This window comes from Pseudomonas sp. LS.1a (assembly GCF_022533585.1).
Taxonomy (GTDB): domain Bacteria; phylum Pseudomonadota; class Gammaproteobacteria; order Pseudomonadales; family Pseudomonadaceae; genus Aquipseudomonas.
The window spans coordinates 781,254-805,903 of sequence record NZ_CP092827.1 but is presented as its reverse complement, the minus strand read 5'-3'; the positions used below and the strand labels follow the sequence as shown (position 1 = coordinate 805,903).

Genomic DNA, 24,650 nt, shown 5'->3' with positions numbered 1-24,650 from the left:
GTACGGTGCCAATTGTCCCTGATTTTGAAACAGTCAAATCGAAAGTGTTCATATTGTTGCCAAGTTGGCCTGAATTTATGATTTCTCCATCGAAAGCCACTTCGGCAAACTTTAAAATCAGGAGCAATCAAATGAACTCACTAAAAAATACCACTGCAGTAACCGGCCGCGTATTGTTGGCTGTTCTTTTCTTGCTTAGCGGCTTCAGCAAGCTGGCCTCACCAGAGGGAACCATTGCTTATATCGAGTCAAGTGGTTTGCCGTTCCCATTGCTGAGCTACTTGGCCGCACTTGGTGTGGAACTTGGTCTCGCCACACTGTTGATCATTGGTTTTCAAACGCGCATTGTCGCTGTGGTCATGGCTCTATTCACGGTAATGGCAGCGTTTGCTTTCCATAACAATCTGGCTGATCAAGGTCAGTTCATTAACTTCTTCAAGAACATTTCCATTGCCGGCGGTTTGTTGCAGATCGCAGCCTTTGGCGGCGGTGCGCTGAGCCTCGATGCGCTGGTGGCCAACATCAAAGCTCGGACTGCGAAAGCCCAACTCAATCCCGTCTAACCTTTCACGCCGCGAACGGCGCAGGGGGAAGTCATGACTACATCCACACAACGTGCCCCCTGGCTACCGATTTGGGCTGGTCTCTGTGCCAGCCTCGTCGGCATCGGATTGGCACGATTCGCTTATACACCACTCATCCCGGCACTTATTGAAGCCCATTGGTTTGCCAGCTCTGCAGTCGTTTTCCTTGGCGCGGCAAACCTGGCCGGCTACCTGATTGGAGCTTTGATTGGCCGGCCAATGGCCGCCAGATGGTCAAGCGCAACCGTGCTGCGTTTCATGATGGTCATGGTCAGCTTGGCATTCCTTGGCTGCGCCTGGCCGCTGTCGGTGAGCTGGTTCTTCTTCTGGCGTCTGCTTTCAGGCATCGCCGGTGGCGTGATCATGGTGCTGGCAGCAACTGCTATCCTGCCACATGTATCTGCCAACCGAAGGGGCCTCGCAAGTGGCGCGATTTTCCTTGGTATCGGATTGGGAATCGCAGGAGCTGCAAGCCTGGTTCCCTGGCTGTTGGCCAAAGGGCTTCAGCAAACCTGGCTTGGTTTAGCGGCACTCTCATTCGCGCTCACTGTCAGCAGCTGGGCGGGGTGGCCGGCCGATCATCCTCACCATCAAGCGACACCGACTACACCTGAAGCTGCAACCTCATCCGCCGTAATGGTTTTGTTCGGCCAGTACGCTTTGATGGCGACTGCGCTGGTTGCACCCATGATGTTCCTGGTGGACTACGTTAGCCGCGGCCTTGGTGCAGGAACCCATGCAGGAGCGTTGATGTGGGGCCTGTACGGTATCGGTGCCATTGCAGGTCCGGTGCTTTACGGGCTGTTGGCGGATCATCTGGGCGCTCGGACAGGCATTCGGATTGTCCTGATTGCCCAACTTATCGCAGTAGGTGTACTGATTGAGACCCATGATCTGCGCCTGCTTGGAGCAGCGGCATTGCTCATAGGCTCATTCCCACCAGGTATCGTTCCTTTGGTCCTTGCTCGGGTGCACAATCTGGTAGAGGGGCACACGCAGCAGAACGCGACTTGGAGCCGCGCTACAGTAGCTTTCGCAAGCTTCCAAGCCATTGCGGGATATGGATACTCAGCGCTGTTCGCAAGCAGCAACGGTCATCATGGCGTGCTGTTCAGCGTCGCTGCAGGTGCCTTGATTCTGGCTCTGCTGCTCGACCTGATCCTCAAACGCGAGGCCCGAACAGCATCGATTCAGACCGTTTGAAAACCGAAACCCCAGCATCACGCTGGGGCTTCATCTGAGGGGGGAGTACGATTTTTCGGGGCATTGAAATCAGAATAGGTCCCGGCAGGAGGTTATGAGACCGAAGCGCAGGCACGAATAGATATCCAGGCTTGCCTGATGCGCTACAACCTCAAGCGCCTCCACAGCTACAACGGCCATGAAAAAAGCTCAACGCAGCGGCATGAACCTTAACCGGTGTCCAAAATTACTTGACCAGATCACCTTGTGTCGCGATAGGGCCGCAGAGCGGCGCCGAAATTCAGCATCTAAGCTGTGATTCAGCACCCTCCCCTGGACGCACGCCCCATGCCCGAAAAACCCCGCCTCGACTGGCAACGCTGGCTCCCCGGCCTGGTCACCCTGCTCCACTACCAACCCGCCTGGCTGCCCAGGGACATCGCCGCCGGCCTGGTGCTCACCACCATGCTGGTGCCGGTGGGCATCGCCTATGCCGAGGCATCTGGCGTACCCGGCATCTACGGCCTGTACGCCACCATCATCCCGCTGCTGGCCTATGCCCTGTTCGGCCCCAGCCGCATCCTGGTGCTGGGCCCGGACTCGGCGCTGGCCGCACCGATCCTGGCGGTAGTGGTGCAGTACGCCGCCAGCGACCCGCAGCGGGCTATCGCCATCGCCAGCCTGATGGCCCTGGTTGCCGGGGCGTTCTGCGTGATCGCCGGGCTGCTGCGCCTGGGCTTCATCACCGAGTTGCTGTCCAAGCCGATCCGCTATGGCTACATGAACGGCATCGCCCTCACGGTGCTGATCAGCCAGTTGCCCAAGCTATTCGGTATCAAAGTCGATAGCCAAGGCCCCTTGCGCGACCTTTGGCAATTGGCCGAAGCACTGCTTGCCGGCCAAGGGCACTGGCCAAGCTTCGTGGTCGGCGGCGGCAGCCTGGCGCTGATCCTGCTGCTCAAGCCGTTCAAGCGCTTGCCGGGCATTCTCATTGCGGTGGTACTGGCCACGCTGGCGGTGAGCCTGCTAGGGCTCGACCAGCAAGGTGTGAAAGTGCTCGGCCAGTTGCCCCAAGGCCTGCCAAGCTTCGTGTTTCCCTGGGTCACCGACATCGACCTGGTCGAGGTGGTACTGGGCGGGATTGCCGTGGCGCTGGTGTCATTCGCCGATACCAGTGTGCTGTCGCGCTCCTATGCCGCGCGCATGAAGATGCCGGTCAACCCGAACCAGGAAATGTTCGGCCTGGGTGTGGCCAACCTGGCCTCCGGGCTGTTCCAGGGCATCCCCATCAGCAGCAGCTCGTCACGTACCCCCGTGGCCGAAGCGGCCGGCTCGCAGACCCAGCTCACCGGCATCATCGGTGCGCTGGCGGTAACCTTGTTGCTGCTGGTGGCGCCCAACCTGATGCAACACCTGCCCAACAGCGCCCTGGCGGCGGTGGTGATTGCCGCAGCGTTGGGCCTGTTCGAGTTTGCCGACCTCAAGCGCATCTTCCGCATGCAGCAATGGGAGTTCTGGCTGTCATTCACCTGCTTCGTCGGCGTGGCGGTATTCGGGGCCATTCCCGGTATCGGCATTGCCGTGGCGGTGTCGGTGATCGAATTCCTGTGGGACGGCTGGCGGCCGCATCATGCGGTGCTGGGCCGGGTGGATGGCACCCGTGGCTACCATGACGTGCTGCGTTATCCACAGGCCCGACGCATTCCGGGGCTGGTGCTGCTGCGTTGGGATGCGCCGCTGTTCTTTGCCAATGCCGAGCAGTTCCAGAACACGGTGATGGCTGCGGTGGATGCGTCGCCTACCCCGGTCCAACGGCTGGTGATTGCGGCGGAGCCGGTGACCAGCATCGATATCACCTCGGCGGACATGCTGGCCGAGCTGGACCGGGCGCTGGAGGCGCAGGGGGTGGAATTGCAGTTTGCCGAGATGAAGGACCCGGTAAAGGACAAGATGCGGCAGTTCGAGTTGTTCGAGCATATGGGGGAGTCGGCATTCCATCCCACTGTAGGTGCAGCGGTGGATGCCTATCTGGAAGAGAGTGGGGTTGACTGGAGGCCCTAGGGTTTCCTGTGCTGGCCTCTTCGCGGGTAAACCCGCTCCCACAGGTACAACGACAACCTTGAAGTTTGTGCGATCCCTGTGGGAGCGGGCGTGCCCGCGAAGAGGCCAGTACAGAAGAGCTAAACAGTCCGAACCCGACGCCGATCAATCCATATGAGCATGGCGCTAGCGTACACCGACACCACCAGAAACAGCGCCATGCGCACGGCAAAGGCGCGGTACACATCCTGCCCGCCCGCGCTGTCCTGCACCGACTGCCCCAGCAAAATCAGCATGGTCGTCAGGCAACTCACCCAGTACGCCGGGCTTTGCCTGGTATCTACCGCACGGTAGAGCCTGCGCCCCTGCCAAAGGACGAACAGCAGCACCCACAGGAAAAACATCCACAGGTGCACGAACAGGCTCAACGCGCCCCACATCAGTATCGCCAGCAACCCGGCAAGCAAGGTCGAGCCGATCAGCTCGCGGCTGGCATGTCGCGCGCGGGTCTCACCGGCCTGCTGCCCCAGACTCACTGCCTTCATGATCAGCGGCATGTACTGGTCCGGGGCAATCAGCGCCAGCAAAAAGGCCGGCATCACGATCAGCGTGGCACGCAAAGCGACCCAGCTCACCTGGTCACTGTCGAGCAACGGTGGTGCCGGTGGCGCCGGCGCATTGGCCGGCTCGGGAAACAGCACATGCGCCGCCGCCGTGCCCAGCACCGCCAGCAGCATGCCTTTGGCCAGCGCTTCGACCACCGATAGCGCCAAGGTGAAGTCGCTGGTGCCAGCAGCAGCGATCATGGTCAGGCCGATGACCAGCAAATTGGCTAGCAGGCCGTTGCCGCCTTTCAGCGCATAACGCAAAGTCAGAAAAACCCCCACCCCCACCAGCAAAACCCCACTCACCGGGGCATGGCGCAACAGCGGAATCAGCAGCAGCCCGCTGCCGCAACTGAGCAGCACCAGCACCGCCAGGGCCGGTGCCGCACGCAGGGGCAAGGGCTGGCTGCGCATGGCCAGCAACAGCACCGCGAACACCGGCGCCAGGATCGGCACCGGCAGGCCGATGCCAAAACTCACCGCCAGGCACAGCGCCACGCCCCAGGCCAGGCGCAGGGCGCGCAGGCGGCGCAGCTCAATAGGCATAAGACAGCCAGCTCATCAGCCACATGAACAACCGGCCCAGCAGGTTCAATGGGTTGCCCTCGCTGGGCAGCGCCATGACTTCGGCCTGGCCGCCGACCCGCAAACCAGTCTTGTCCTGCAACTGGTCACGCTCCAGTTCAACGATCACCGGGAAGCGCTGGGCCGAGCGCAGCCACTCGCGGCTGTTCTGCACGGTCGGCAACGTACCCGGCGGGGTACTCTGGCCCACGCTCACGCCGTAGCCAATGCTGCGAATACGCCCCTTCAACACCGTGCCGGGCAGCGCATCGAGCACTACCAGCACCGGGGTTTCAGGGCGCAGCCGACCGAGGTTGTTCTCGGTCATGTCGGCACTTATCCACACGTCATGGATGGCGATCAGAGTCATCATCGGGCTGCCGGCGCCGACATAGTGGCCAACGTCGGTACGCAGGTCGGTGATCAGCCCGTTCGCGTCGGCGCGTACCACGGTGCGCGCCAGGTCCAGGCGGGCTTTTTCCACATTGGCCGCCGCGCTGCGCAGCTGGGCGTTGTCGTCCTGCGCCCCGCCCTGCTGCTCACGGGCCCGCTCCACTTCGGCACGGGCTGCCGCCACCTGGCTGATGGCCTGGTCACGGGTGGCCTGGGCGCCTTCCAGGCGGCGTACCGACACCGTGCCGGGGTCTTCATCGATCAGGCGCTTGAGCCGCTCGGCGTCCTGCCGCGCCTTGCGCTCGTTGGCCTGGGCCGCCACCAGTGCCGCCTGGGCCGAGTCGATGCCGGCGGTGTGGGCGCCGATCTGCCGGCGTACCGTGTCCAGGTCGGCTTCGGCGCGGGCCAGGGCGATGCGGTACTGCTCCTGGTCCAGCTCGAACAGCACATCGCCCTTGCGCACTTCCTGGTTGTTGCCCACCGCCACACGCTTCACCTGCCCGGCCACCTCGGCACTCACCGGCACCACGTAGGCCTGCAGGCGGGCCTGCTGGGTGTAGGGCGTGAAACGGTCGGCCAGCAGGTACCACAGCAGGCTCACGGCAATCAGCAGCAGCACCCAGCGCATGCCGCGATCGGGGGCTGGCGGGGTTGGCGTTGGCGTGGCGTCGCTCATTTCGGTTCACCTTGTGCATGTGCGCTGGGGGCTGGCTCGTCGAGCAGCTCGCCCCAGTCGGTGCGTTGCTGCATCTGTTGGCGCGTGGCCGGGTCGATCGGTGCGCGGCTGGCGTCCCAACCGCCGCCCAGGGCCTTGTACAGCGTCACCAGGCTGCTGACGGCATTGCCGCGGCTGACCAGGTAACCGTCCTGTTGCTGCAGCAGCAGTTGCTGGGCGTCGAGCACGCGCTGGAAGTCGGCAAAGCCTTCGCGGTACTGCGAGCTGGCCAGGTTCAGCGAGCGCTGCGCGGCCTGCGAGGCCTGCTCGCGGATACTTGCACTCTGCAGCGAGCGCACCAGTCCGCTGGCGGCATCGTCGGCCTCGCGCGCGGCTTCGCGCACGCCCTGGTGATACAGCTCGATCAGTTGCTGCAAGCGGGCATCTTCCACGCGCACGGCGTTCTTGCGCCGGCCATAGTCGAACGGGTTCCAGATCAGGCTGGGCCCGGCGGCGATGTCGAAGGTATCGGGCAGGTGATTGGCCGAGACGAAGCTCCAGCCAATGCTGCCCAGCAGGCTCAGCTGTGGATAAAGATCGGCCTCGGCCACCCCGACCAGCGCCGACTGTGCCGCCACCGCCTGTTCGGCGGCGCGGATGTCCGGGCGGCGCTGCAGCAGGCTGGCAGGCACGTCCTGCAGCACGGCACGGTCCGGCAACGGCAGCTGGCCGTGGCCTGCATCGAGCTGCGGCAGCGGCCCGGGCGGCCTGCCGAGCAGCGAGCACAGCACGTTGCGCAGGGCATTGAGCTGGTTCTGGAACTCGGGGATGGTGGCCTGGGTAGCCAGGTACTGGGTGCGCGCCTGTTGCCAGTCGAGTTCGTCGTTTTCGCCATGCCGGAACAGCCGCTCGGTTATCTCCAGGCTGCGCGCCTGACGGCGGGCGTTTTCCTCGGCGATATCCAGCCGCGCTTCGGCGGTGCGCAGGGCAAAGTAGGTGTCGGCCACCTGCGCACGCAACAGCAGCATGACATCGGCGTAGTTGGCCTGGGAGGCAAAGTAGACGGCGTCGGCGCTTTCGATGGCGCGGCTGAAGCGCCCCCAGAAGTCGATTTCCCAGCCGATGTCGAAGCCCGCACTGGATTGCCAGAACACCGAGTCGCGAGCGGTGGCGGTGCCGGACTGGTCCTGTTTCAGGTACAGGCTCTGGGCGCGCAGTTGCTGCAGCTGTGGATAACGCCCGGTCTGCACGATGGCCAGCTGGGCACGGGCTTCGGCAATACGCAAGCCAGCCACGCGCAGGTTGCTGTTGTTGGCATCGGCCTCGGCGATCAAGGCATCCAGGGCCGGGTCGGCGAACACGGCCCACCACTGGCGCAGGTCGGGCGCTGCGGCCTGCCGCCCTGCCTGTTCCAGCAGCGGGGTGTTCCAGGTGCCCAGCCACGGGTCCTGCGGCGGCCGGAAATCCGGGCCGACCTGGGTACAGCCCACCAACATGGCAGCCAGGCTCAGTGCACAACCATGGAAGCGTCCGGGCATGGCGGGCCTTGGCTTACGCCGATGGCTCGACGGGGTTTTCCGGCACCTGCAGCGCCACCCACTGCCAGAACAGCACGTAGGTGACGCCAAGGATCACCGGGCCGATGAACAGGCCGATGATGCCTTTGACCACCATGCCGCCCAGCGCCCCGATCAACACCACCGGCATCGGCACGTCCACCCCGCGCCCCAGCAGCAGCGGCTTGAGCACGTTGTCGGCAAGCCCGGCGACAAAGCTGTAGATGGCGAAGATGATGGTCGCCACGGTAAAGCCTTCGACGTTGAATACGTAGATGATCACCGGCACCGTGATCAACGTGGCCGGCGCCTGGGCAATCCCCAGCATGAGGATGACGATGGCCAGCATCCCCGCCCCCGGTACCCCTTTGATGACGAAGCCGACACCGATCAGCAGCATCTGGATGAAGGCAATGCCGATCACGCCCTGGGCCACCGCGCGAATGGTGGCGGTGCACAGCTTGGCCAGTGGCTTGCCACGCTCCTCGCCCGACACCCGCATGGCAATGCGCTGCGCCGCGATTTCACCGCGGTCACCAAACGCCATGATGATGCCCGAGACGATGATCGCCGCGATGAACAACAGGAACGCCCCCCCTGCGCTGGCTGCTGCACCCAGCACCGTGCGCCCGGCGCCCTTGAGCTGGGGCATCCACTGGTTCAGCACACCGGCCATGTTTTCCGAAGCGGCCAGCCACAGGGCATGCACCTTCGGCCCGATCAATGGCCAGGCCGCCACCGAATCAGGCGGTGCCGGCACGCTCCAGGCACCGCTCTTGAGCAGCGTCACCAGGCTGTCCACCGATTCGCCGATGGACATCACCACCAGGTAGATCGGCACCAGCAGCACGACCAGTACCAGTAGCACCACCAGCGTCGCTGAAAGCCCGTCCTTGAGCCCTGTGCGGCGCTGGATGCGGCAATACAGCGGATACAAGGTCACCGCCAGGATCACCGACCACAGCATCAGCTCCAGGAACGGCTGGAACGTCTGGAAGGCGAACATCACCAGCGCCGCCACCAGGCCGGCCTTGATGAGCACATCGAGCAAGCCCCGCGACAGGCGGCTGTCCAGCTTGAGACCCGGTTGCATGCTTCACCTCCGAACTCAGGTGCGCCATGTGGCGCGATTCAGTGGCCCGTTTCAGGGCTTGCCTGGGCTGGGCTGTCGTCACGCAACTGCCGCGCCAGGGCCATCATTACCAAGGGCACCACCGCCATCGACAAGGTGATGGCCAGCACCAGCAGGTCATGCACCTGCTGCGCCAGCACCTGATGGTCGAGTGCCAGCTTGAACACCACGAAGGCAAACTCGCCGCCAGACGCCAGCACTACGCCCAGGCACAGCGCCTGGGGCTGGTTGAGCCCACCGGCCATGCGCCCCAGGCCATACAGCAGCGGCAGCTTGATGACCACCAGCAGCAGGGTCAGCGCCAGTACCAGCAATGGCATGCCGAACAGCAGGCGCAGGTCGGCACTCATCCCCACGCCAACGAAGAACAGCCCCAGCAGCAGCCCCTTGATGGGTTCGATCTGGGTTTCCAGTTCATGGCGGAAAGGCGACTCAGCCATCAAGACGCCCGCCAGGAATGCCCCCAGCGCCATGGACACGCCCACGTGCTCCATCACCCAGGCAGTGCCCAGCACCACCAGCAAGGCGGTAGCGGTCGACAGCTCGGGCAGGCCCGAACCGACTGTCCATTTGAAGACAGGGGTCAGCAGGTAGCGGCCAAAGATAATCACCACACCTATACCAGCCACCACCGCCAGCACCGGCCAGGCGCCTTCGTCGGCGGTACTGACGTCACCTCCGAGCAACGGCACCACGGCAATCAGCGGGATCGCGGCAATGTCCTGGAACAACAGGATCGCCACGGCCAGGCGACCATGCGGCTTGCCCAGGTCCTTGCGCTCGGCCAGCACTTGCAGGCCAAACGCGGTGGACGACAGCGCCAGCCCCAAGCCCAGCACGATGGCTGCCTGCTTCGACTGGCCGAACAGCCAGTACGCCAGCAGGCCAAGCACTATGGCGCTCAGGCCCACTTGTAGCGAGCCGATGCCGAACAGCGCCCGGCGCATGGTCCACAAACGCCTCGGCGAAAGCTCCAGGCCGATGACGAACAGCAGCATCACCACACCCATCTCCGACAGGCGCGCCACGTTATCCGGGTTGTTCAGCAGGCCAAACACCGACGGCCCTATCAGGATGCCCGCCAGCAGATAGCCGGGCACTGCCCCCATTTTCAAACGCTGCGCCAGCGGCACCAGAAGCACCACGGCCAGCAGGAACACCACCGTCGCCTGCAACAGGCTGCCGTCATGTGGCATAGGCTCGCTCTCTCCGCTGCTCCCCGCAGGGAAGGATCAGAAACGCTCTTCGACGACTTTGAACGGATAGTTCACGGCCTTGTATTTGCCGATCTTGCCGCGCCTGGGCAACTTCACTACCTCGTCGCGGGTAATGTCCTTGTAGGGAATGCGCGTCAGCAGATGGCTGATGATGTTCAGCCGGGCACGGCGCTTGTCGTTGGAATGGGCCATGAACCAAGGTGCCCAGGACGAATCGGAGGCGGCGAACATGTCGTCGCGGGCCCGGGTGTACTCATCCCAGCGGGTGTACGACTTGAGGTCCATCGGCGACAGCTTCCACAGCTTGCGGCCATCGTTGATGCGGTCTTGCAGGCGGCGGGTCTGCTCTTCGGCACTGACTTCCAGCCAGTACTTGATGAGGATGATCCCCGACTCGACCATCATCTTTTCGAACAGCGGCACCACGGTGAGAAACTTGCTGCTCTGCTCTTCGCTGCAGAAGCCCATCACCCGCTCGACACCGGCGCGGTTGTACCAGCTGCGGTCGAAGATCACTACCTCGCCTGCAGCGGGCAAGTGCCCCAGGTAGCGTTGTACGTACATCTGGGTCTTTTCCCGCTCGGTCGGTGCCGGCAGCGCCACCACGCGGAATACTCGCGGGCTGACACGCTCGGTAATGGCCTTGATGGTGCCGCCCTTGCCAGCACCGTCGCGGCCCTCGAAGACAATGCACACCTTCAGGCCCTTGGCGACCACCCACTCCTGCAGTTTCACCAGTTCCACATGCAGCTGCTTGAGTTCCTTCTCATAGGCCTTGCCGCCCAGTTTTTTCGGCTGGTTCCTGGGATCTTTCTTCCTGGACGACTTCGACATGGCACTCTCCTGAGGGCGGATGAAGAGTCAGTATGGTCGATCCATGGCGCTTTGCCGCTTCGCTTGCAGATTTCGCAGGCCTGGTTCTATCTCATTGATTCTGCGGGTGCTGGTGGGTGTTCCGGGGAGGGTGTGGGAGCGGGTTTACCCGCGAATGCGTCAGTGGATCTACCGACGTCTTCGCGGGTAAACCCGCTCCCACAGGGTATGCGGTGCCTTCAAGGCCGGATTACCTGGCCAGCTTGTTGTAGCTGGTCATCAGGTTGCGGTAGTCCGGAATATGGTTGGAGAACAGGGTCCCCAGCCCTTCGATGTCATTGCGCCAGTCCCGGTGCAGCTCGCAGGCCACGCCGAACCAGGTCATCAACTGCGCCCCGGCCGCCTCCATGCGCCGCCAGGCCGAGTCCCGGGTCAGTTCGTTGAAGGTGCCGGAGGCGTCGGTGACGACAAATACCTCAAAGCCCTCCTCCAGCGCCGACAGTGCCGGGAAGGCCACGCACACTTCAGTCACCACCCCGGCGATCAGCAGTTGCTTCTTGCCGGTGGCTTTGACGGCCTTGACGAAGTCCTCGTTGTCCCAGGCGTTGATGTTGCCAGGGCGTGCGATGTACGGGGCGTCGGGGAACTGCTCTTTCAGTTCGGGCACCAGCGGGCCGTTGGGGCCGGTCTCGAAACTGGTGGTGAGGATGGTCGGCAGCTTGAAGTACTTGGCCAGGTCCGACAGGGCCAGGACGTTGTTCTTGAAGCGGTCTGGGTCTATGTCCCTTACCAGCGAGAGCAGACCAGTCTGGTGGTCAACCAGCAGCACAGCAGCGTTGTTCTTGTCCAGACGCTTGTATTGGAAGGCCATGACAGTTCTCCTTGCTTCAGCGGGTTGGGTGTATCAGCGTAGGCAAGGATGAGAGCTGGGGGGGACCGTCAGTCGGTTGGCTCATTGTTGGCTGTAGCGGTCCGCTCCCACAGTAAGGAAAGCACAGCCGTCACTTCACAAATTCCTGAACTGATTATTTGCCCGCAGCGATTTTTCCCCTCGCCGACCGCCACCAGAATCGCTTCACCACAATCACAAGAACCGTGAGGCCACTCCCGTGGACCAGACACTCCAGGTACGGCAAGCCGCCGCCGACCTCGTTGCCGCGTTCGCCAGCAACGACACCGCCCGCTATTTCGCCTGCTTCAGCGAAGACGCCAGCTTCCTTTTCCACACCCTGCCGCAACCGCTGCTGTCGCGCCGTGCCTACGAGCAACTCTGGGCCCAGTGGCAGGCCGACGGTTTCGCCGTGCTCGCCTGCGAATCAGGCAATGCCCAGGTGAGCCTGCAAGGTGACGTGGCGATCTTCATGCACGATGTGGCCACGCACATCCGCATCGCCGGCGAAGAACACCAGTTGAGCGAGCGCGAGACCATCGTCTTCCGCCGCCACGGCGAACAGTGGCTGGCCTGCCACGAGCACCTGTCGGTCGTATCGCCGGCCTGATCTGCTTTTTTACGCGGCCCTGCCGCCCTGCCATCGCACCCACAAGAAGGCCCGCGCACTGCGCCGGCCCACAACAACCGCGCTGGAGCATCACCATGAGCCACTCGACCGGTATCGAGACCAACGGCGTCGAACAGATCCCCGACGATCAACGCGACGCCTCCCCGCTGGACCTGTTCCGCCTGATCTTCGGCGGCGCCAATACCTTCGCCACCGCCGTGCTGGGCAGTTTCCCGGTGCTGTTCGGGCTGTCGTTCCAGGCCGGCGTGTGGGCGATCCTGCTCGGCGTCGGCGTGGGCGCGCTGATCCTCGCGCCCATGGGCCTGTTCGGTGCGCTCAACGGCACCAACAACGCGGTGTCGTCGGGCGCGCACTTTGGCGTGCACGGGCGCATCGTCGGCTCGTTCCTGTCGCTGCTCACCGCAGTGGCGTTCTTTTCGCTGTCGGTGTGGAGCTCGGGCGACGCCCTGGTCGGCGGCGCCAAGCGCCTGGCTGGCCTGCCGGAAACCGACCTGACCCTGGGCCTGGCCTACGGCCTGTTCGCGGTGCTGGTGCTGGTGGTGTGCATCTTCGGCTTCCGCTTCATGCTGTGGGTCAACAAAGTTGCCGTGTGGGCCTCGAGCCTGCTGTTCCTGCTGGGCATCGTTGCCTTTGCCGGGCCGTTCGATGCCGGCTACGCGGGCAGCGTCAACCTCGGCCAGGCGGGCTTCTGGGCGGCCTTTGTCGGCGCGGCGATCCTGGCCATGAGCAACCCGGTGTCGTTCGGTGCGTTCCTCGGCGACTGGTCACGCTACATCCCGCGTGAAACGCCCAAGGCGCGCATCATGCTGGCGGTGATCGCGGCCCAGGGCGCGACCCTGATCCCGTTCCTGTTCGGCCTGTGCACCGCCACCCTGGTGGCCACCCAGGCACCGGACTACATCGCCGCCAACAACTACGTCGGTGGCCTGCTGGCGGTGGCGCCAAGCTGGTTCTTCCTGCCGGTGTGCCTGATTGCGGTAATCGGTGGCATGTCCACCGGCACCACGGCGCTGTACGGCACTGGCCTGGACATGTCCAGCGTGTTCCCACGCCTGCTCAGCCGTGCCGGCGCCACACTGCTGATCGGTGTGCTGGCGATCGGCTTCATCTTCATCGGCCGCTTCACCTTCAACCTGGTGCAGAGCGTGTCGACCTTCGCCGTGCTGATCATCACCTGCACCAGCCCGTGGATGGTGATCATGATCCTCGGCCTGATCACTCGCCGCGGCTTCTACCATGCCGACGACCTGCAGGTGTTCACCCGCGGCCAGCGTGGCGGCCACTACTGGTTCCTGCATGGCTGGAACTGGCGCGGCATGGGGGCGTGGATCCCCAGCGCGGCGGTCGGCCTGTGCTTCGTCAACCTGCCAGGGCAGTTCGTCGGCCCGCTGGGCGACCTGGCCGGTGGCATCGACCTGAGCCTGCCGGTCACCCTGGGGCTGGCCGGCGTGCTGTACCTGCTGCTGCTCAACCTGTTCCCCGAACCTGCTGGCGTGTATGGCCCCCTGGGCCCGCGTTGGGTGCGTTGCAAAAGCACCGCGCACACGCCGGTAACCACTGCCGAAATGGCCTGACTGGAAACCGACCATGACCACTTCCCACTACATCGCCGGCCGCTGGGTCGAAGGCCAGGGCAGCGACTGCATCAGCGTCAATGACCCTGCGCTGGGGCAACCGTTCGCCGAACTGATGGCCGCCAGCGTCGCCCAGGTAGACCAGGCCGTGACCGCTGCCCGTGGCGCCCTGCCCGCCTGGAAAAACACCAGCGCCAGCGAACGCGCCACCTACCTGCGCGGTTTTGCCGAGCAACTCGGCCAACGCCGCGAAGCGCTGATCACTTTGCAGATGCGCAACAACGGCAAACCACGTCACGAAGCGGAAATCGACCTGGACGACGCCATCGCCACCTTCAGCTACTACGCCGAACTGGCCGAGCAACTGCCATCGAAGAACCGTGACGTACCCTTGGTTGCACCGGGTTTCACTGCGCGCACTCGCCTGGAGCCGGTGGGCGTGGTCGGCCTGATCGTGCCGTGGAACTTCCCGCTGGTGACCAGCGCCTGGAAGCTCGCCCCGGCCCTGGCTGCCGGTTGCACCGTGGTGCTCAAGCCCTCGGAAGTCACCCCGCTGATCGAACAGGCCTACGGCCAGATCGCCGATGCCCTGGGGCTGCCGGCCGGGGTGTTGAACATCGTCAACGGCAAGGCCGAGACTGGCGCCGCACTGAGCAACCACAACGGCCTGGACAAACTGTCGTTCACCGGCAGCAACAGCGTCGGCAGCCAGGTGATGCGCAGCGCGTCGGCGCAGTGCCGGCCGGTGACGCTGGAACTGGGTGGCAAGTCGGCGATCGTGGTGTTCGATGATTGCGATGTCGACCAGGCTGTGGAATGGATCGTCGCCGGCATCACCTGGAATGCCGGGCAAATGTGCTCGGCCACTTCGCGGCTGCTGGTGCAGGACGGCATTGCCGATGCGCTGCTAACGCGCTTGCAGGCTGCACTGGAAAACCTGCGGGTCGGTAATCCGTTGACCGAAGAGGTCGATATGGGGCCACTGACCAGTCAGGCCCAGTGGTTGAAGGTGGCCAGCTACTTTGCCACGGCGCGGGAAGAAGGCCTGCAGTGCCTGGCCGGTGGCAAGGCGCTGGACCGGGATGGCTGGTTCGTCAGCCCGACGCTGTATGCCGATGTGCCGAAAGACAGCCGCCTGTGGACCGAGGAAATCTTTGGCCCGGTACTGTGCGCACGGCGCTTTGCTACCGAGGAACAGGCGATTGCCGAGGCCAACGACAGCCGTTTCGGGCTGGTGGCGACGGTGTGCTCCGCCGACCTGGAGCGCGCCGAGCGAGTGGCCGATGCGCTGGAGGTTGGCCATGTGTGGATCAACTCGGTACAGGCGGTGTTCGTCGAGACCTCATGGGGTGGTACCAAGGGCAGCGGGATCGGGCGTGAGCTGGGGCCGTGGGGGTTGTCGGCCTACCAGTCGGTCAAGCATGTGACGCGGTGTCTGGGCTGAGATTTCTGCGGCCGCTCCCACAGGGATAGCGCAGGCCTGAAGGGCAGCGCCGTACCTGTGGGAGGGGGTTTACTCGCGAAGAGGCCGGTGCAGGCAACACATGCCATGCGGCCCATTCGCCGGCAAGCCCCTACCCCAGGCGGTGATACACAACCGCTTCATGGCCCGGCTTGTTGTCGAGCAACTCGAACCCTAGCCCGACGACCTTGAACCCCACCCGGCTCAACACCTTGGCGGACGCAATGTTCCGCTTCAGGCAACTGGCCGCCAGGGTAGGGATCCCCAGCTCATCAGTGGCATACCGGCAAACCCGGCTGGCAGCCTGGGTGGCATGGCCATTGCCCCAGAACGCCTTGCCCAGCCAATACCCCAGCACCGGTGCTGCACCGCCCAGCTCCCGCAACGAAATCACCCCCATCAGCGTTCCCTCATCACGGCAGCAGATCCCCCATACCACCCCTTCCCTGGCCGCCCAGAGCTGTGGGTGCCGGCCAATCCAGGCACTCGCCAGGCCTGGCGGGTAAGGAAAGGGAATGAGCGAGGTCATCTGGGCGATTTCCCGGTCCTGCAGCAAGCCCTCGATGGCAGACGCATCGCGCTGGGCGAGGGGGCGAAGCTGCAAACGTGGCGTATACAGTGTGGGTTGCATTCGGTTCTCCCTGCTCGTCGAATAGCTACTGTATGCGCAATCTCGCGGTAGCTGCCGGCTGCGCTGCGACAATATGTGTCACTGGAAATGTGTCACCAACAGGTAACTTTCACGGCCCCCGGCAAAGTCCCACTCCCTGGTCCCCCCAAAATCACAACACCAGGCCGGACCACCCATGCACCCTCAATGCACCGCCTTGCACAATGAACTGCACGCCTGCCCGTCGCTGTATTTCGACGGCCCGGCGCATGTCTTCCACCTGGCCTTGCTCGGCGGCGACGCTGCTGCCCGGATGCCCTGGACACCGCAACCGCCCAGGGCATCACCCGCCTGGATGGGCATCCGTTCAAGTGGGAGCGGCACACCGAGTTCTTCACCCTGACCCTGGTGGTGCCCTGCACTGCAGCCGGTGCTGGCCGAGGCTATCGCCCCGCAACCCACAGGTACTGCGTATGGCTTGAAGACGACGCGGCCCTTGTGAGAGCCGGCTTGCCGGCGATTGGCTTCACACCGACTCGTCAGCCGAGCGATTGCCCTCTTGCACCAACACCATGCTCTGCGGCGACGACAAGGAAATGCCTTCATCACGCAGGCGCCCAAGAATGGTGAACAGCAGGTCGCTACGGGTACCAGACACCTGCCGTGGCCCCGCCACGTAACCACTCACGCCAATCACCATCCCGCTGCTGGTCAGGTCCTTGAACGACACCGAGGTGGCCGGCGCATCCAGAATCGCCTCGTGCTCCTGGTAAGCCGCCAGCAGCAGTTCACGCACGCGGTTGGCATCGGTCTCCAGCGGCAGCGTCAGCGTAATGCCGACCACGCCCAAGGCATTGCCCATGGTCACGTTGCGCACGTTCTGGGAAATGAACTGCGAGTTGGGCACGATTACCGTCGAACGGTCGGACATCTGGATCTCGGTGGCACGCACGTTGATACGGCGAATGTCGCCCTCGACGCCCGCCAGGCTGACCCAGTCGCCCACCTTCACCGGGCGCTCGGTCAGCAGGATCAGGCCAGAGATGAAGTTCTGCACGATCTGCTGCAAGCCGAAACCGATACCCACCGACAGGGCACTGACCACCCAGGTCAGGCTGGTGAGGTTGATGCGCAGGGTCGACATCACCAGCATGGCCAGGAAGATGAAGCCCAGGTAACCCACCAGGGTCACCAGCGAGGCACGCATGCCGGCGTCCATGTCGGTTTCCGGCAGCAGGCGATCGCTCAGCCAGCGCTTGACCACGCGGATGGCGAACAGACCGCCGAGGAACATCACCACCGCCAACAGGATGTCCTGGGGGACAATGTTCATGTTGCCGAGCAGCTTGCCGCCGGTTTCGTCCCAGTCGCCCAGGCTCAGCAGCAGCTCGCTGGGGCTGGTGCCCGATGGCATCAGTGCCAGCAGCAGTGCCAGGAACAGCACCACGGTGCGGCCGATGCCGGCCAGGATGGTGCTGGCCTGGGCCTGGTGACGCGGCGCCAGACCCAGGGTCGAGGCCAGCGCCAGGCCACCGGGTTGGCGGGGCGACAGCAGGGTTTCGCACAGGTCGCCAAAGAAGGTGGTCAGCAGGTAGGCACAGGTGACCACCAGGCTGACCCACAGCAGCTTGGCAGTGAGGAAGTAGGCGAGTGTCAGGTAACCGGTGAGCAGGGCCAGCAGGATCAGCGTCAGCCAGATCACCATCACGAACGGGATCAACCCGGCCAGGCCCGTGGGCTGTTCCAGGTCATGCTTGCGCAGGGTACGGCGGTATCGCAGCAGCGCACAGGCGAAGGTGACCGCCACCACCAGCGCGGTCAGGCCGTTGACCGCCACGGTCAGCGCCAGGCTGGCACCAATCACGCTGTTGATGCGCTCCATGGTCATCATGACCATCAGTGCCAACGCCAGCACCTTGGGGAACCAGCCCAGCGCGCTGGCCACTTCGTCGTGGATCGGCGGCAAGCGCCAGGACGGGCGTTGCAGCATCAGCATGGCGCGGCCCAGACCAGTGATGAAGGCGCTGAACACCACCAGGGCGAGCACATGGTTGGCCAGGCTGGCGATATCGGAGCCCAGCTCGGCGCTGCTCTCCAGCCCCCAACGCAGCAGCGAGACCGAGCCGGCGATGGTACCCAGGGTTGCCAGGCTCACACCCAGCGCCAACGAACTGCGGCGCAGGCGGCCTTCGGGTAGCCAGCTGACCATGGCGTTGGCCAGCAAACGCTCGAGCACGCGGCGCACCAAAGTCCAGACCAGGATTGCCGCCACCAGGCTGGTAATGAACAGCCAGCGATGTTCGGCGCTGAAGGCACTGCCGATGGCATCGGCCGTCTCGCCACGCAGGTCACGCAGGCGCCCCACATCGTCCTGGGTGGGACGAATGATGCTCTGCCAGAATGCCGGGCTCAGCGGTGAGGCCGCGCGACTGGTGATCTGCGAGTTGAACTGGCTGCGCCGCAGGTTGACGATTTGCGTGGACAGGTCGCGGGCCGATTGGGTCAGCTTGGCAGCCTGGTCCTGCTGGGCTACCAAGGCCTTCTTCTCGGCTTCCAACGCTTTACGCTGCTGGGTCAGGGTGGCGGCCTCGTCCGGCTGGACCGGGCCGATGACCTTGAGCTGGTCGTCGACTTTTTCCACATCCGTGGTGCGCAGGGCAGTCAACGCATCGGCCTGGCGCTGAACCTGCATGGCGCCCAGGCGCAGTTGCGACAGCAGATCGTCGTTGGCCTCGTTGGTGACCCCCTGACGGATCTGGTCCAGCCGCTCGCTCAGTTGCTCGAAGCTGGCGTTCTCATCCAGCACGGGCGCTTCGGCAACCGCCAGGTTGGACAAGGGTGTGGCCGGGGCCGACCAGGCCGGGCTGGCGAGCGCCAGCATCAGGGCCATCAGGACCATAAGGCCTGGACAATAACGGGCAAGGCTGACACGCCTCATCGAATATTCCTCTTTACAATTCGATTTGGCGGCGGATTCTACTCGGCTTCACGCGATCAGGAGAGTGCCGTTTCTCGCTTGAGCAGTTGCTGTTTGCGCTCGACGCCCCAGCGGTAGCCGCTGATGTCGCCGTCCCGACGCACTACCCGATGACAGGGGATGGCCACGGCGATGTGGTTGGCCGCGCAGGCCATGGCCACCGCGCGCACCGCCTTGGGTGCGCCGATGCGCTCGGCGATGTCGGTGTAGCTGACCCGGCTACCGGCCGGCACCTCGCGCAGGGCCTGCCACACCCGTTCCTGGAAGGCCGTGCCTTGCACATCCAGTGGCAGGGCCAGGCCCAGTGCCGGCGCTTCGACGAAGCCCACCACTTCGGCAACCAGCCGTTCGTAGGCGCTGTCGCCGCCGATCAGCCGGGCCTTGGGGAACTGGTCCTGCAGGTCGTGCAGCAGGGCCTCGGGGTCGTCGCCCAGCAGAATCGCGCAAATGCCCTTCTCGCTCTGGGCGACCAGGATCGCACCCAGAGAGCACTGGCCGAGAGCGAAGTGGATGGTTGCCCCGGCGCCGCCGGCGCGGTATTGCCGCGGACGCATGCCCAGGCGCTGGTCGGCGCTTTCGTAGAAGCGGCTGTTGGAGTTGTAGCCGGCATCGTAGATGGCATCGGTGACCGAGCGCTGGCCATCTTCCAGGTGCGCGCGCAGGCGCCGGGCGCGGAAGGCGGTGGCGTAGGCCTTGGGGGTAAGCCCGGTTTCGGCCTTGAACAGGCGGTGCAGGTGGAAAGGGCTGACAGCCAGTTGGGCGCTGAGTTGGTCGAGGCCGGGGGCGGGGTCGCTGGCTTCGATCAGGCGGCAGGCGCGGGTGACCAGCTGGCTGTGGCGGGTGGCGCTGGGGTTGCTGGTGGCGGTGCAACGTTTGCAGGCGCGGTAGCCGGCGGCTTCGGCGGCGGCTGGGGTGTCGTAGAACTCGACGTTGGTTCGCTTGGCAAGGCGTGATTTGCAGCCGGGCTGGCAGTAGATCCCGGTGGTGCGCACGGCGTAGACGAAGTGGCCGGTGGCGGCGGTTTCGCGGGATTCTACGGCTTGCCAGCGTTGGTCGGGGGTGGTGTAGGGGTTCATTAGTAAATGTCCAGATTGGTTGTCGCCTGTGCCGGCCCTTTCGCGGGTGAACCCGCTCCCACAGGTACTGCATAGACATTCCAGGCTGTGGAAATCCCTGTGGGAGCGGGTTTACCCGCGAAGAGACCGGCCCAGGCAGTGCAAAACCTCAGGCCCGCCACAGGTACCAGGCCGCCACGGTGCGGTACGGCCGCCAACCGCCGCCCAGCGAACGCATCTGCGCCGGCGTCGGCGCCGTGTCCAGCCCCTTCATCCGCCGATACCCCTCGCGCACGCCAAAATCGTCCACCGGCAGCACGTCCGAACGCGCCAGGCTATAGATCAGCAACATCTCCACCGTCCACCGCCCTACCCCGCGCAATGTCACCAGCCGTTCGATCAACGCCTCGTCAGACATGGCCAGTGCCTCCTCCCGGGTCGGCACCACACCCTCCAGACGGCCCTGGGCAATGCCCTGGATCGTCGCCAGCTTGCTCGCGGAAAAACCACAAGCGCGCATGGTTTCCGGTGTAACCGCCAACAATTGCTCTGGCCCTGGGAACGCAGCCTCCGGGAACAGCGCCAGCAAGCGCCCAAGAATTGCCTCGGCAGCACGGGCATGCAGTTGCTGGTAGGCGATCGCCCGCACCAACACCTCATAAGGCTCCCGCCCCGGCGTGGCCTGGTGCAGGCAAGGCCCGGTCGCTGCGATATGCCGTGCCCAGTCCGGGTCCAGCGCCGCCAGGTATTCGGTGGCCTCGCGGTAGGCGTCAGGCGAAAGGTCGGCCAGGATCATGGAACCTCCATCAAGTCGATTGCAGGTCCAGCTTAGCGCAGCCGCTCATCGGGCAAACGCCGGTTCTTGCGCAACCAATTCCTGACCGTCAGTCGGCAATCATCCGCAACCGCCCCGCGCGCCGGTAGGACTGCCGGGCAAAGCACACGAACAACCCGGCCATCAGCGCCAGTGCGATGGGCAGACCATGCGGCGCCACATCCATCGCCGCACCGCTCACCAGCGGCCCGACCAGGCTACCCACGCCCCACAGCAGCCCCACGCTGGCATTGGCGGTGACCAGGTCCTGGCCCTTGAAGCGCTGCCCGATCAGCACCAGCGCCAGGGTGTAGATACCCCCTGCCACTGCGCCCAGCAGCACCAGCAGCGGCCACAGCAGCCAGGTCATGTTCAGCAGCCAGGGCAGGCCGATACCGATCGCCATCGCCAGCAGCCCGCATACCAGGTGCAACCCGGTGCGCTCCACCCGGTCGGCCAACCAGCCGAGCGGCAACTGGAACACCATGTCGCCGGCAAACACCACGGTCACCATCAGCGCCGCCACACCCACGGCAAAGCCATGACTGGTGGCATACACCGGCAGCAGCGACAGCACCACGGCATCGAAGAACGAGAAGAACAGCACCGCCACGCACAACGCCGGCGCCACGCGGAAGAAACCGGCCAGGCCGAAGCTCTTTTCACCCTCTTCATGTTCCACATGGTCGTTGGGCACGGTCAGCACGATGCACAGCAGCGCCAGGCCATAGCAGGCGGTGACCACAGCGGTGATCCATGGGCTGTCGGCGCCCAGCACCGCCAGCATGGCCGGGCCGAGCACCTGGAAACCGGTAAAGCTGGTGGCGTACAGGGCCATGATCTTGCCGCGGTTGTGCTCCGGGCACAGCTCGTTGACCCACGACTCGCCGAGGATGATGGCGATCCCCATGCCCAGCCCCAGGCCCAGGCGCAACAGCGCCAGCAGCCACAGCGAGCCGAACGCCGACTCGAGCAAGGCAATGCTGAGCGTGCACAGGCTGAAGCACAGCAGGTAGATGGTGCGCCGGGTGAGGTGGCGACAGCAGGCGTCGACCAGGAACGCCGAGAGCATCATGCCCGCGGCGGGTATGGCCGAGATGATGCCGATTTCCAGGGTACTTGCACCGGCCTCATGCAGGCGCAACGACACCAGCGGCAGGCTGGCCCCCAAACTGAAACCCACGACCGAAACGGCGAACAACAAGCCCGCCAGCAAACGCATGTTCATGTACCACTCCTTGCAAACCGAAAAGACGTGCAGACACAGGCGCGCACGCCAGGGCGGCGAGCGACGCGTAAGCGCAGATCAGTTCAGGCGAGGTGTGGCGAGAAGGTGAAGGCAAACAGCACGCTGCGGCGACGCTTGAGCACCGTGTCGCTCGGCCACGCACGACGCAGGGCCTGGAGGGCCGGCTGGCGGGTGTTTGGCAGGGACTGGGTACGGCACATTGCTTTGGCTACTACGCAGGTGGTCTGGAAAGAGGCGGCACTCTAGGCCAAGGGTGTCAGGCCGTCAATCGTCGGGGGCCGCTGCGCGCCCCGTCGCCGGCAAGCCAGACTCCTACAGGGACTGCGCATGGCTTGAGGCCGATGTGGTCGAGGTGGGGAGCTGGCTTGCCGGCGATGGGCTGCAAAGCAGCCCCGGCAATATCAGCGCTTACCGGTACTCGGCAAGAACACCGCCAACACGCCGAACAACGGCAGGAACGAGCACAGCCCATACACATATTCGATACCGCGCAGGTCTGCCACATACCCCAGCAGCGCCGCGCCAATACCGCCAAAACCGAACATCAGCCCGAAGAAGATCCCGGCAATCATGCCCACGCTGCCCGGCACCAGCTCCTGCGCATACACCACGATCGCGGAAAACGCCGAGGCCAGGATAAAGCCGATCACCACGCTCAACACCGTGGTCCAGAACAGGTCGGCATACGGCAGCACCAGGGTGAACGGCGCCACGCCAAGGATCGAGAACCAGATCACCGCCTTGCGCCCGATCCGGTCACCGATCGGTCCGCCGAAGAAGGTACCTGCCGCCACCGCACCGAGGAACAGGAACAGGTGCAGCTGCGAACTGGCCACCGACACATCGAACTTCTCGATCAGGTAAAAAGTGAAGTAGCTGGTGAAGCTGGCCATGTAGAAGTACTTGGAGAACACCAGCAGGCCCAGCACGATCAGCGCCGCGATCACCCGCCCGCGGGAAATGCCGTGGGTCGCCTGCACTGCCTTGCGCGCCTTGGCCTGGTTGAGGTGCTCCTTGTACCAGCCACGCAGCATCAGGGTGACGCCGAGGAAGAACAGCGCAGCCAGGCCGAACCAGGCCACGTGGCTCTGGCCGAACGGAATGACAATGGCCGCCGCCAGCAACGGGCCCAGGGCCGAGCCGGTGTTGCCGCCGACCTGGAAGGTCGACTGGGCCAGGCCGAAGCGCCCACCCGAGGCCAGGCGCGCGATACGCGAGGTCTCCGGGTGGAAGGTCGACGAGCCGATACCCACCAGCGCCGAGGCCAGCAGAATCATCGGGAAGCTGCCGACGAAGGCCAGCATCACGATACCCACCAGGGTGCACAGGGTGCCCAGCGGCAACAGGTTCGGTGCCGGGCGGCGATCAGTGAAGAAGCCGACCCAAGGCTGCAGTAGCGAGGCGGTGATCTGGAACGTCAGGGTGATCATGCCGATCTGGGCGAAACTCAGGTCGTAGTTGGCCTTGAGCATCGGGTAGATCGCCGGCAGCACCGACTGGATCAGGTCATTGATCAGGTGCGCCAGGGCGCAGAAACCGATGATGCGCATCACCAGCGGCGTGGCTTGGCTCGACGCCGCACTGGTGGGCGCCGTGGAGGCGCTACTGATAGCCATGTGCCGACTCTCCATCCGTAGTTTGGGATCCGATTATCGGGAAACGAATAGATACTTAGCTACCTTTTTTATTCATCTGTCGCAGCGCACTTGTAAATGCTTCTCAATATAATTAGCATCATCGGCCCATTCCCCTGTCATCGTTGGGCGAAACGGCCCCTATCGCGAGCAGACCGAATTCATGAGCCCGATGCCCGCCAGGCAATTGCAGCCGCCGACCACTCGCCCCCGCCCGCGACAGATCAATGCGCGCCGCAGCCACTTGGGCAAATGGCTGGCGCTGCTGTTCCTGCTGGGGCTGGGCGCTGCCGCATACCTGTACTGGCCGCTGATGCAGCGCCTGGGCAGCCAATTGCATACCGATGCAGGTGAACTTCGCAGCCTGCGCCTGGCCGATGGCACCACTCTGCACCTGGATAGCGCCAGCGCGATGAACGCCGACCTGCGCGGCAGTACACGCGAACTACAACTGGTGCAGGGCCAGGTGTACCTGGAAGTGATGCTCGACGGCCGGGCCATGGAGGTGACAGTGGGCGATGCGCGCATTCAGGTGTTCGGTACCCGCCTGCAGGTCGCCCGCCATGCAGGCCATGACGAACTGGTGGTGCTCAGTGGCCAGGCAATGATTATCCAGGGCGGCGAACAGCGCTTGGTGTCGGCGGGCGAGCGGGTAACCTTCGATGGCTCGCGTATCGGCCCGGTGCGCAAAGCCGACCTCAAGGCCGTCGGCAGCTGGCGCAACGGGCACCTGAAAGCCAGCGACATGCCGTTGGGCCACGCAGAAAGCGGGCCTGGCCGCTAAGTTTTTGAAAGCGTGCAAATTTTTTTTGAAATGAGTGTTGACAGGGGGGCCGTTCAAGAGAATAATGCGCGCCATCGGCTACATAGCTCAGTTGGTTAGAGCATAGCATTCATAATGCTGGGGTCCGGGGTTCAAGTCCCTGTGTAGCCACCAAACAAGACAAAGGGCTTACCGCAAGGTAGGCCCTTTTTCTTTGCCTGCGAAAAATACCACAGGCCTGCCCTCCTTCT

At 64.1% G+C, this 24,650-nt stretch carries 20 protein-coding genes, 1 tRNA gene and 2 pseudogenes; 9 read left to right on the top strand and 14 right to left on the bottom strand.

Translation table 11 applies throughout. The features are described 5' to 3' along the window. Window positions 1–131: 131 nt before the first annotated feature. From MKK04_RS03680 to MKK04_RS03670, 3 genes are all read left to right on the top strand, one after another. The gene (locus MKK04_RS03680; protein ID WP_233688078.1) at window positions 132–563 is read left to right on the top strand and encodes a DoxX family protein; all 432 of its coding nucleotides are present in this window, start codon (window positions 132–134) and stop codon (window positions 561–563) included. A 33-nt stretch (window positions 564–596) separates the two neighbouring features. Further along, on the top strand, window positions 597–1,787 hold the full coding sequence (locus MKK04_RS03675) for a YbfB/YjiJ family MFS transporter (RefSeq protein WP_241106257.1): 1,191 nt from the start codon (window positions 597–599) through the stop codon (window positions 1,785–1,787). A gap of 327 nt (window positions 1,788–2,114) precedes the next feature. Continuing rightward, complete coding sequence (locus MKK04_RS03670) at window positions 2,115–3,827, top strand: SulP family inorganic anion transporter (RefSeq protein WP_207832390.1); 1,713 nt, start codon at window positions 2,115–2,117, stop codon at window positions 3,825–3,827. 119 nt (window positions 3,828–3,946) lie between these two features. On the opposite strand, the gene MKK04_RS03665 is transcribed toward MKK04_RS03670, so the two are convergent. The 7 genes from MKK04_RS03665 to ycaC form a co-directional block, all read right to left on the bottom strand. After that, the gene (locus MKK04_RS03665; protein ID WP_207832387.1) at window positions 3,947–4,957 is read right to left on the bottom strand and encodes a DUF2955 domain-containing protein; all 1,011 of its coding nucleotides are present in this window, start codon (window positions 4,955–4,957) and stop codon (window positions 3,947–3,949) included. Next, entirely contained in the window at window positions 4,947–6,044 is a 1,098-nt protein-coding gene (locus tag MKK04_RS03660) for an HlyD family secretion protein (RefSeq protein ID WP_241106256.1), read from the bottom strand. The genes MKK04_RS03665 and MKK04_RS03660 overlap by 11 nt, the downstream gene beginning before the upstream one ends. Further along, on the bottom strand, window positions 6,041–7,561 hold the full coding sequence (locus MKK04_RS03655; RefSeq protein ID WP_241106255.1) for an efflux transporter outer membrane subunit: 1,521 nt from the start codon (window positions 7,559–7,561) through the stop codon (window positions 6,041–6,043). Before MKK04_RS03655 ends, MKK04_RS03660 begins: the two co-directional genes overlap by 4 nt. Before the next feature lie 13 nt (window positions 7,562–7,574). Next, entirely contained in the window at window positions 7,575–8,672 is a 1,098-nt protein-coding gene (locus MKK04_RS03650) for an AI-2E family transporter (RefSeq protein ID WP_207832381.1), read from the bottom strand. 38 nt (window positions 8,673–8,710) lie between these two features. Then, window positions 8,711–9,907 (bottom strand): monovalent cation:proton antiporter-2 (CPA2) family protein, encoded by a 1,197-nt coding sequence (locus MKK04_RS03645; RefSeq protein ID WP_241106254.1) that lies wholly within the window; start codon window positions 9,905–9,907, stop codon window positions 8,711–8,713. A gap of 36 nt (window positions 9,908–9,943) precedes the next feature. Next, on the bottom strand, window positions 9,944–10,762 hold the full coding sequence (gene ppk2, locus MKK04_RS03640) for a polyphosphate kinase 2 (RefSeq protein WP_207832378.1): 819 nt from the start codon (window positions 10,760–10,762) through the stop codon (window positions 9,944–9,946). Window positions 10,763–10,991: 229 nt separating this feature from the next. Then, window positions 10,992–11,612: an isochorismate family cysteine hydrolase YcaC gene (gene ycaC / locus MKK04_RS03635; RefSeq protein WP_186673804.1), complete on the bottom strand. Its 621-nt coding sequence runs from the start codon at window positions 11,610–11,612 to the stop codon at window positions 10,992–10,994. A 238-nt stretch (window positions 11,613–11,850) separates the two neighbouring features. Here ycaC and MKK04_RS03630 point away from each other — a divergent pair, with 238 nt between their 5' ends. The 3 genes from MKK04_RS03630 to MKK04_RS03620 all read left to right on the top strand — a co-directional run bounded on the left by MKK04_RS03630 (window position 11,851) and on the right by MKK04_RS03620 (window position 15,279). Beyond that, entirely contained in the window at window positions 11,851–12,240 is a 390-nt protein-coding gene (locus MKK04_RS03630) for a YybH family protein (protein WP_207832376.1), read from the top strand. 95 nt (window positions 12,241–12,335) lie between these two features. Continuing rightward, a complete protein-coding gene (locus tag MKK04_RS03625) occupies window positions 12,336–13,835 on the top strand; it encodes a purine-cytosine permease family protein (RefSeq protein ID WP_233693833.1) in 1,500 nt (499 codons plus the stop codon). Between the two features lie 13 nt (window positions 13,836–13,848). Beyond that, on the top strand, window positions 13,849–15,279 hold the full coding sequence (locus MKK04_RS03620; protein WP_241106253.1) for an aldehyde dehydrogenase family protein: 1,431 nt from the start codon (window positions 13,849–13,851) through the stop codon (window positions 15,277–15,279). Window positions 15,280–15,409: 130 nt separating this feature from the next. Here MKK04_RS03620 and MKK04_RS03615 read toward each other — a convergent pair whose 3' ends face one another. Then, entirely contained in the window at window positions 15,410–15,928 is a 519-nt protein-coding gene (locus MKK04_RS03615; RefSeq protein ID WP_241106252.1) for a GNAT family N-acetyltransferase, read from the bottom strand. Between the two features lie 175 nt (window positions 15,929–16,103). Here MKK04_RS03615 and MKK04_RS03610 point away from each other — a divergent pair. Further along, a pseudogene (locus MKK04_RS03610) lies at window positions 16,104–16,364 on the top strand (DUF3422 family protein); the annotation flags it as partial. A gap of 69 nt (window positions 16,365–16,433) precedes the next feature. Here MKK04_RS03610 and MKK04_RS03605 read toward each other — a convergent pair. From MKK04_RS03605 to MKK04_RS03580, 6 genes are all read right to left on the bottom strand, one after another. Then, window positions 16,434–18,845, bottom strand: a complete 2,412-nt coding sequence (locus tag MKK04_RS03605) for a DUF3772 domain-containing protein (RefSeq protein WP_241106251.1) — start codon at window positions 18,843–18,845, stop codon at window positions 16,434–16,436. Window positions 18,846–18,901: 56 nt separating this feature from the next. Beyond that, window positions 18,902–19,960, bottom strand: a complete 1,059-nt coding sequence (ada, locus tag MKK04_RS03600; RefSeq protein WP_233693830.1) for a bifunctional DNA-binding transcriptional regulator/O6-methylguanine-DNA methyltransferase Ada — start codon at window positions 19,958–19,960, stop codon at window positions 18,902–18,904. Window positions 19,961–20,108: 148 nt separating this feature from the next. Next, complete coding sequence (locus MKK04_RS03595) at window positions 20,109–20,735, bottom strand: DNA-3-methyladenine glycosylase family protein (protein ID WP_207832363.1); 627 nt, start codon at window positions 20,733–20,735, stop codon at window positions 20,109–20,111. An 88-nt stretch (window positions 20,736–20,823) separates the two neighbouring features. Then, entirely contained in the window at window positions 20,824–21,981 is a 1,158-nt protein-coding gene (locus tag MKK04_RS03590) for an MFS transporter (protein ID WP_207832361.1), read from the bottom strand. An 83-nt stretch (window positions 21,982–22,064) separates the two neighbouring features. Continuing rightward, complete coding sequence (locus tag MKK04_RS03585) at window positions 22,065–22,202, bottom strand: hypothetical protein (RefSeq protein WP_233688085.1); 138 nt, start codon at window positions 22,200–22,202, stop codon at window positions 22,065–22,067. Window positions 22,203–22,403: 201 nt separating this feature from the next. Next, complete coding sequence (locus MKK04_RS03580) at window positions 22,404–23,618, bottom strand: MFS transporter (protein WP_241106250.1); 1,215 nt, start codon at window positions 23,616–23,618, stop codon at window positions 22,404–22,406. A 181-nt stretch (window positions 23,619–23,799) separates the two neighbouring features. Here MKK04_RS03580 and MKK04_RS03575 point away from each other — a divergent pair. Together MKK04_RS03575 and MKK04_RS03570 are read left to right on the top strand one after the other, a co-directional pair. Continuing rightward, window positions 23,800–24,393, top strand: a pseudogene (locus MKK04_RS03575) (FecR family protein); the annotation flags it as partial. Between the two features lie 103 nt (window positions 24,394–24,496). After that, a tRNA-Met gene (locus tag MKK04_RS03570) sits at window positions 24,497–24,573 on the top strand. The last annotated feature ends 77 nt before the right edge of the window (window positions 24,574–24,650 follow it).

Coding starts and splice junctions, on each gene's coding strand:
- MKK04_RS03680 (WP_233688078.1), top strand. CDS start 132: ATGAACTCACTAAAAAATACCACTGCAGTAACCGGCCGCGTATTGTTG.
- MKK04_RS03675 (WP_241106257.1), top strand. CDS start 597: ATGACTACATCCACACAACGTGCCCCCTGGCTACCGATTTGGGCTGGT.
- MKK04_RS03670 (WP_207832390.1), top strand. CDS start 2,115: ATGCCCGAAAAACCCCGCCTCGACTGGCAACGCTGGCTCCCCGGCCTG.
- MKK04_RS03665 (WP_207832387.1), bottom strand. CDS start 4,957: ATGCCTATTGAGCTGCGCCGCCTGCGCGCCCTGCGCCTGGCCTGGGGC.
- MKK04_RS03660 (WP_241106256.1), bottom strand. CDS start 6,044: ATGAGCGACGCCACGCCAACGCCAACCCCGCCAGCCCCCGATCGCGGC.
- MKK04_RS03655 (WP_241106255.1), bottom strand. CDS start 7,561: ATGCCCGGACGCTTCCATGGTTGTGCACTGAGCCTGGCTGCCATGTTG.
- MKK04_RS03650 (WP_207832381.1), bottom strand. CDS start 8,672: ATGCAACCGGGTCTCAAGCTGGACAGCCGCCTGTCGCGGGGCTTGCTC.
- MKK04_RS03645 (WP_241106254.1), bottom strand. CDS start 9,907: ATGCCACATGACGGCAGCCTGTTGCAGGCGACGGTGGTGTTCCTGCTG.
- ppk2 (WP_207832378.1), bottom strand. CDS start 10,762: ATGTCGAAGTCGTCCAGGAAGAAAGATCCCAGGAACCAGCCGAAAAAA.
- ycaC (WP_186673804.1), bottom strand. CDS start 11,612: ATGGCCTTCCAATACAAGCGTCTGGACAAGAACAACGCTGCTGTGCTG.
- MKK04_RS03625 (WP_233693833.1), top strand. CDS start 12,336: ATGAGCCACTCGACCGGTATCGAGACCAACGGCGTCGAACAGATCCCC.
- MKK04_RS03620 (WP_241106253.1), top strand. CDS start 13,849: ATGACCACTTCCCACTACATCGCCGGCCGCTGGGTCGAAGGCCAGGGC.
- MKK04_RS03615 (WP_241106252.1), bottom strand. CDS start 15,928: ATGCAACCCACACTGTATACGCCACGTTTGCAGCTTCGCCCCCTCGCC.
- MKK04_RS03605 (WP_241106251.1), bottom strand. CDS start 18,845: ATGAGGCGTGTCAGCCTTGCCCGTTATTGTCCAGGCCTTATGGTCCTG.
- ada (WP_233693830.1), bottom strand. CDS start 19,960: ATGAACCCCTACACCACCCCCGACCAACGCTGGCAAGCCGTAGAATCC.
- MKK04_RS03595 (WP_207832363.1), bottom strand. CDS start 20,735: ATGATCCTGGCCGACCTTTCGCCTGACGCCTACCGCGAGGCCACCGAA.
- MKK04_RS03590 (WP_207832361.1), bottom strand. CDS start 21,981: ATGAACATGCGTTTGCTGGCGGGCTTGTTGTTCGCCGTTTCGGTCGTG.
- MKK04_RS03585 (WP_233688085.1), bottom strand. CDS start 22,202: ATGTGCCGTACCCAGTCCCTGCCAAACACCCGCCAGCCGGCCCTCCAG.
- MKK04_RS03580 (WP_241106250.1), bottom strand. CDS start 23,618: ATGGCTATCAGTAGCGCCTCCACGGCGCCCACCAGTGCGGCGTCGAGC.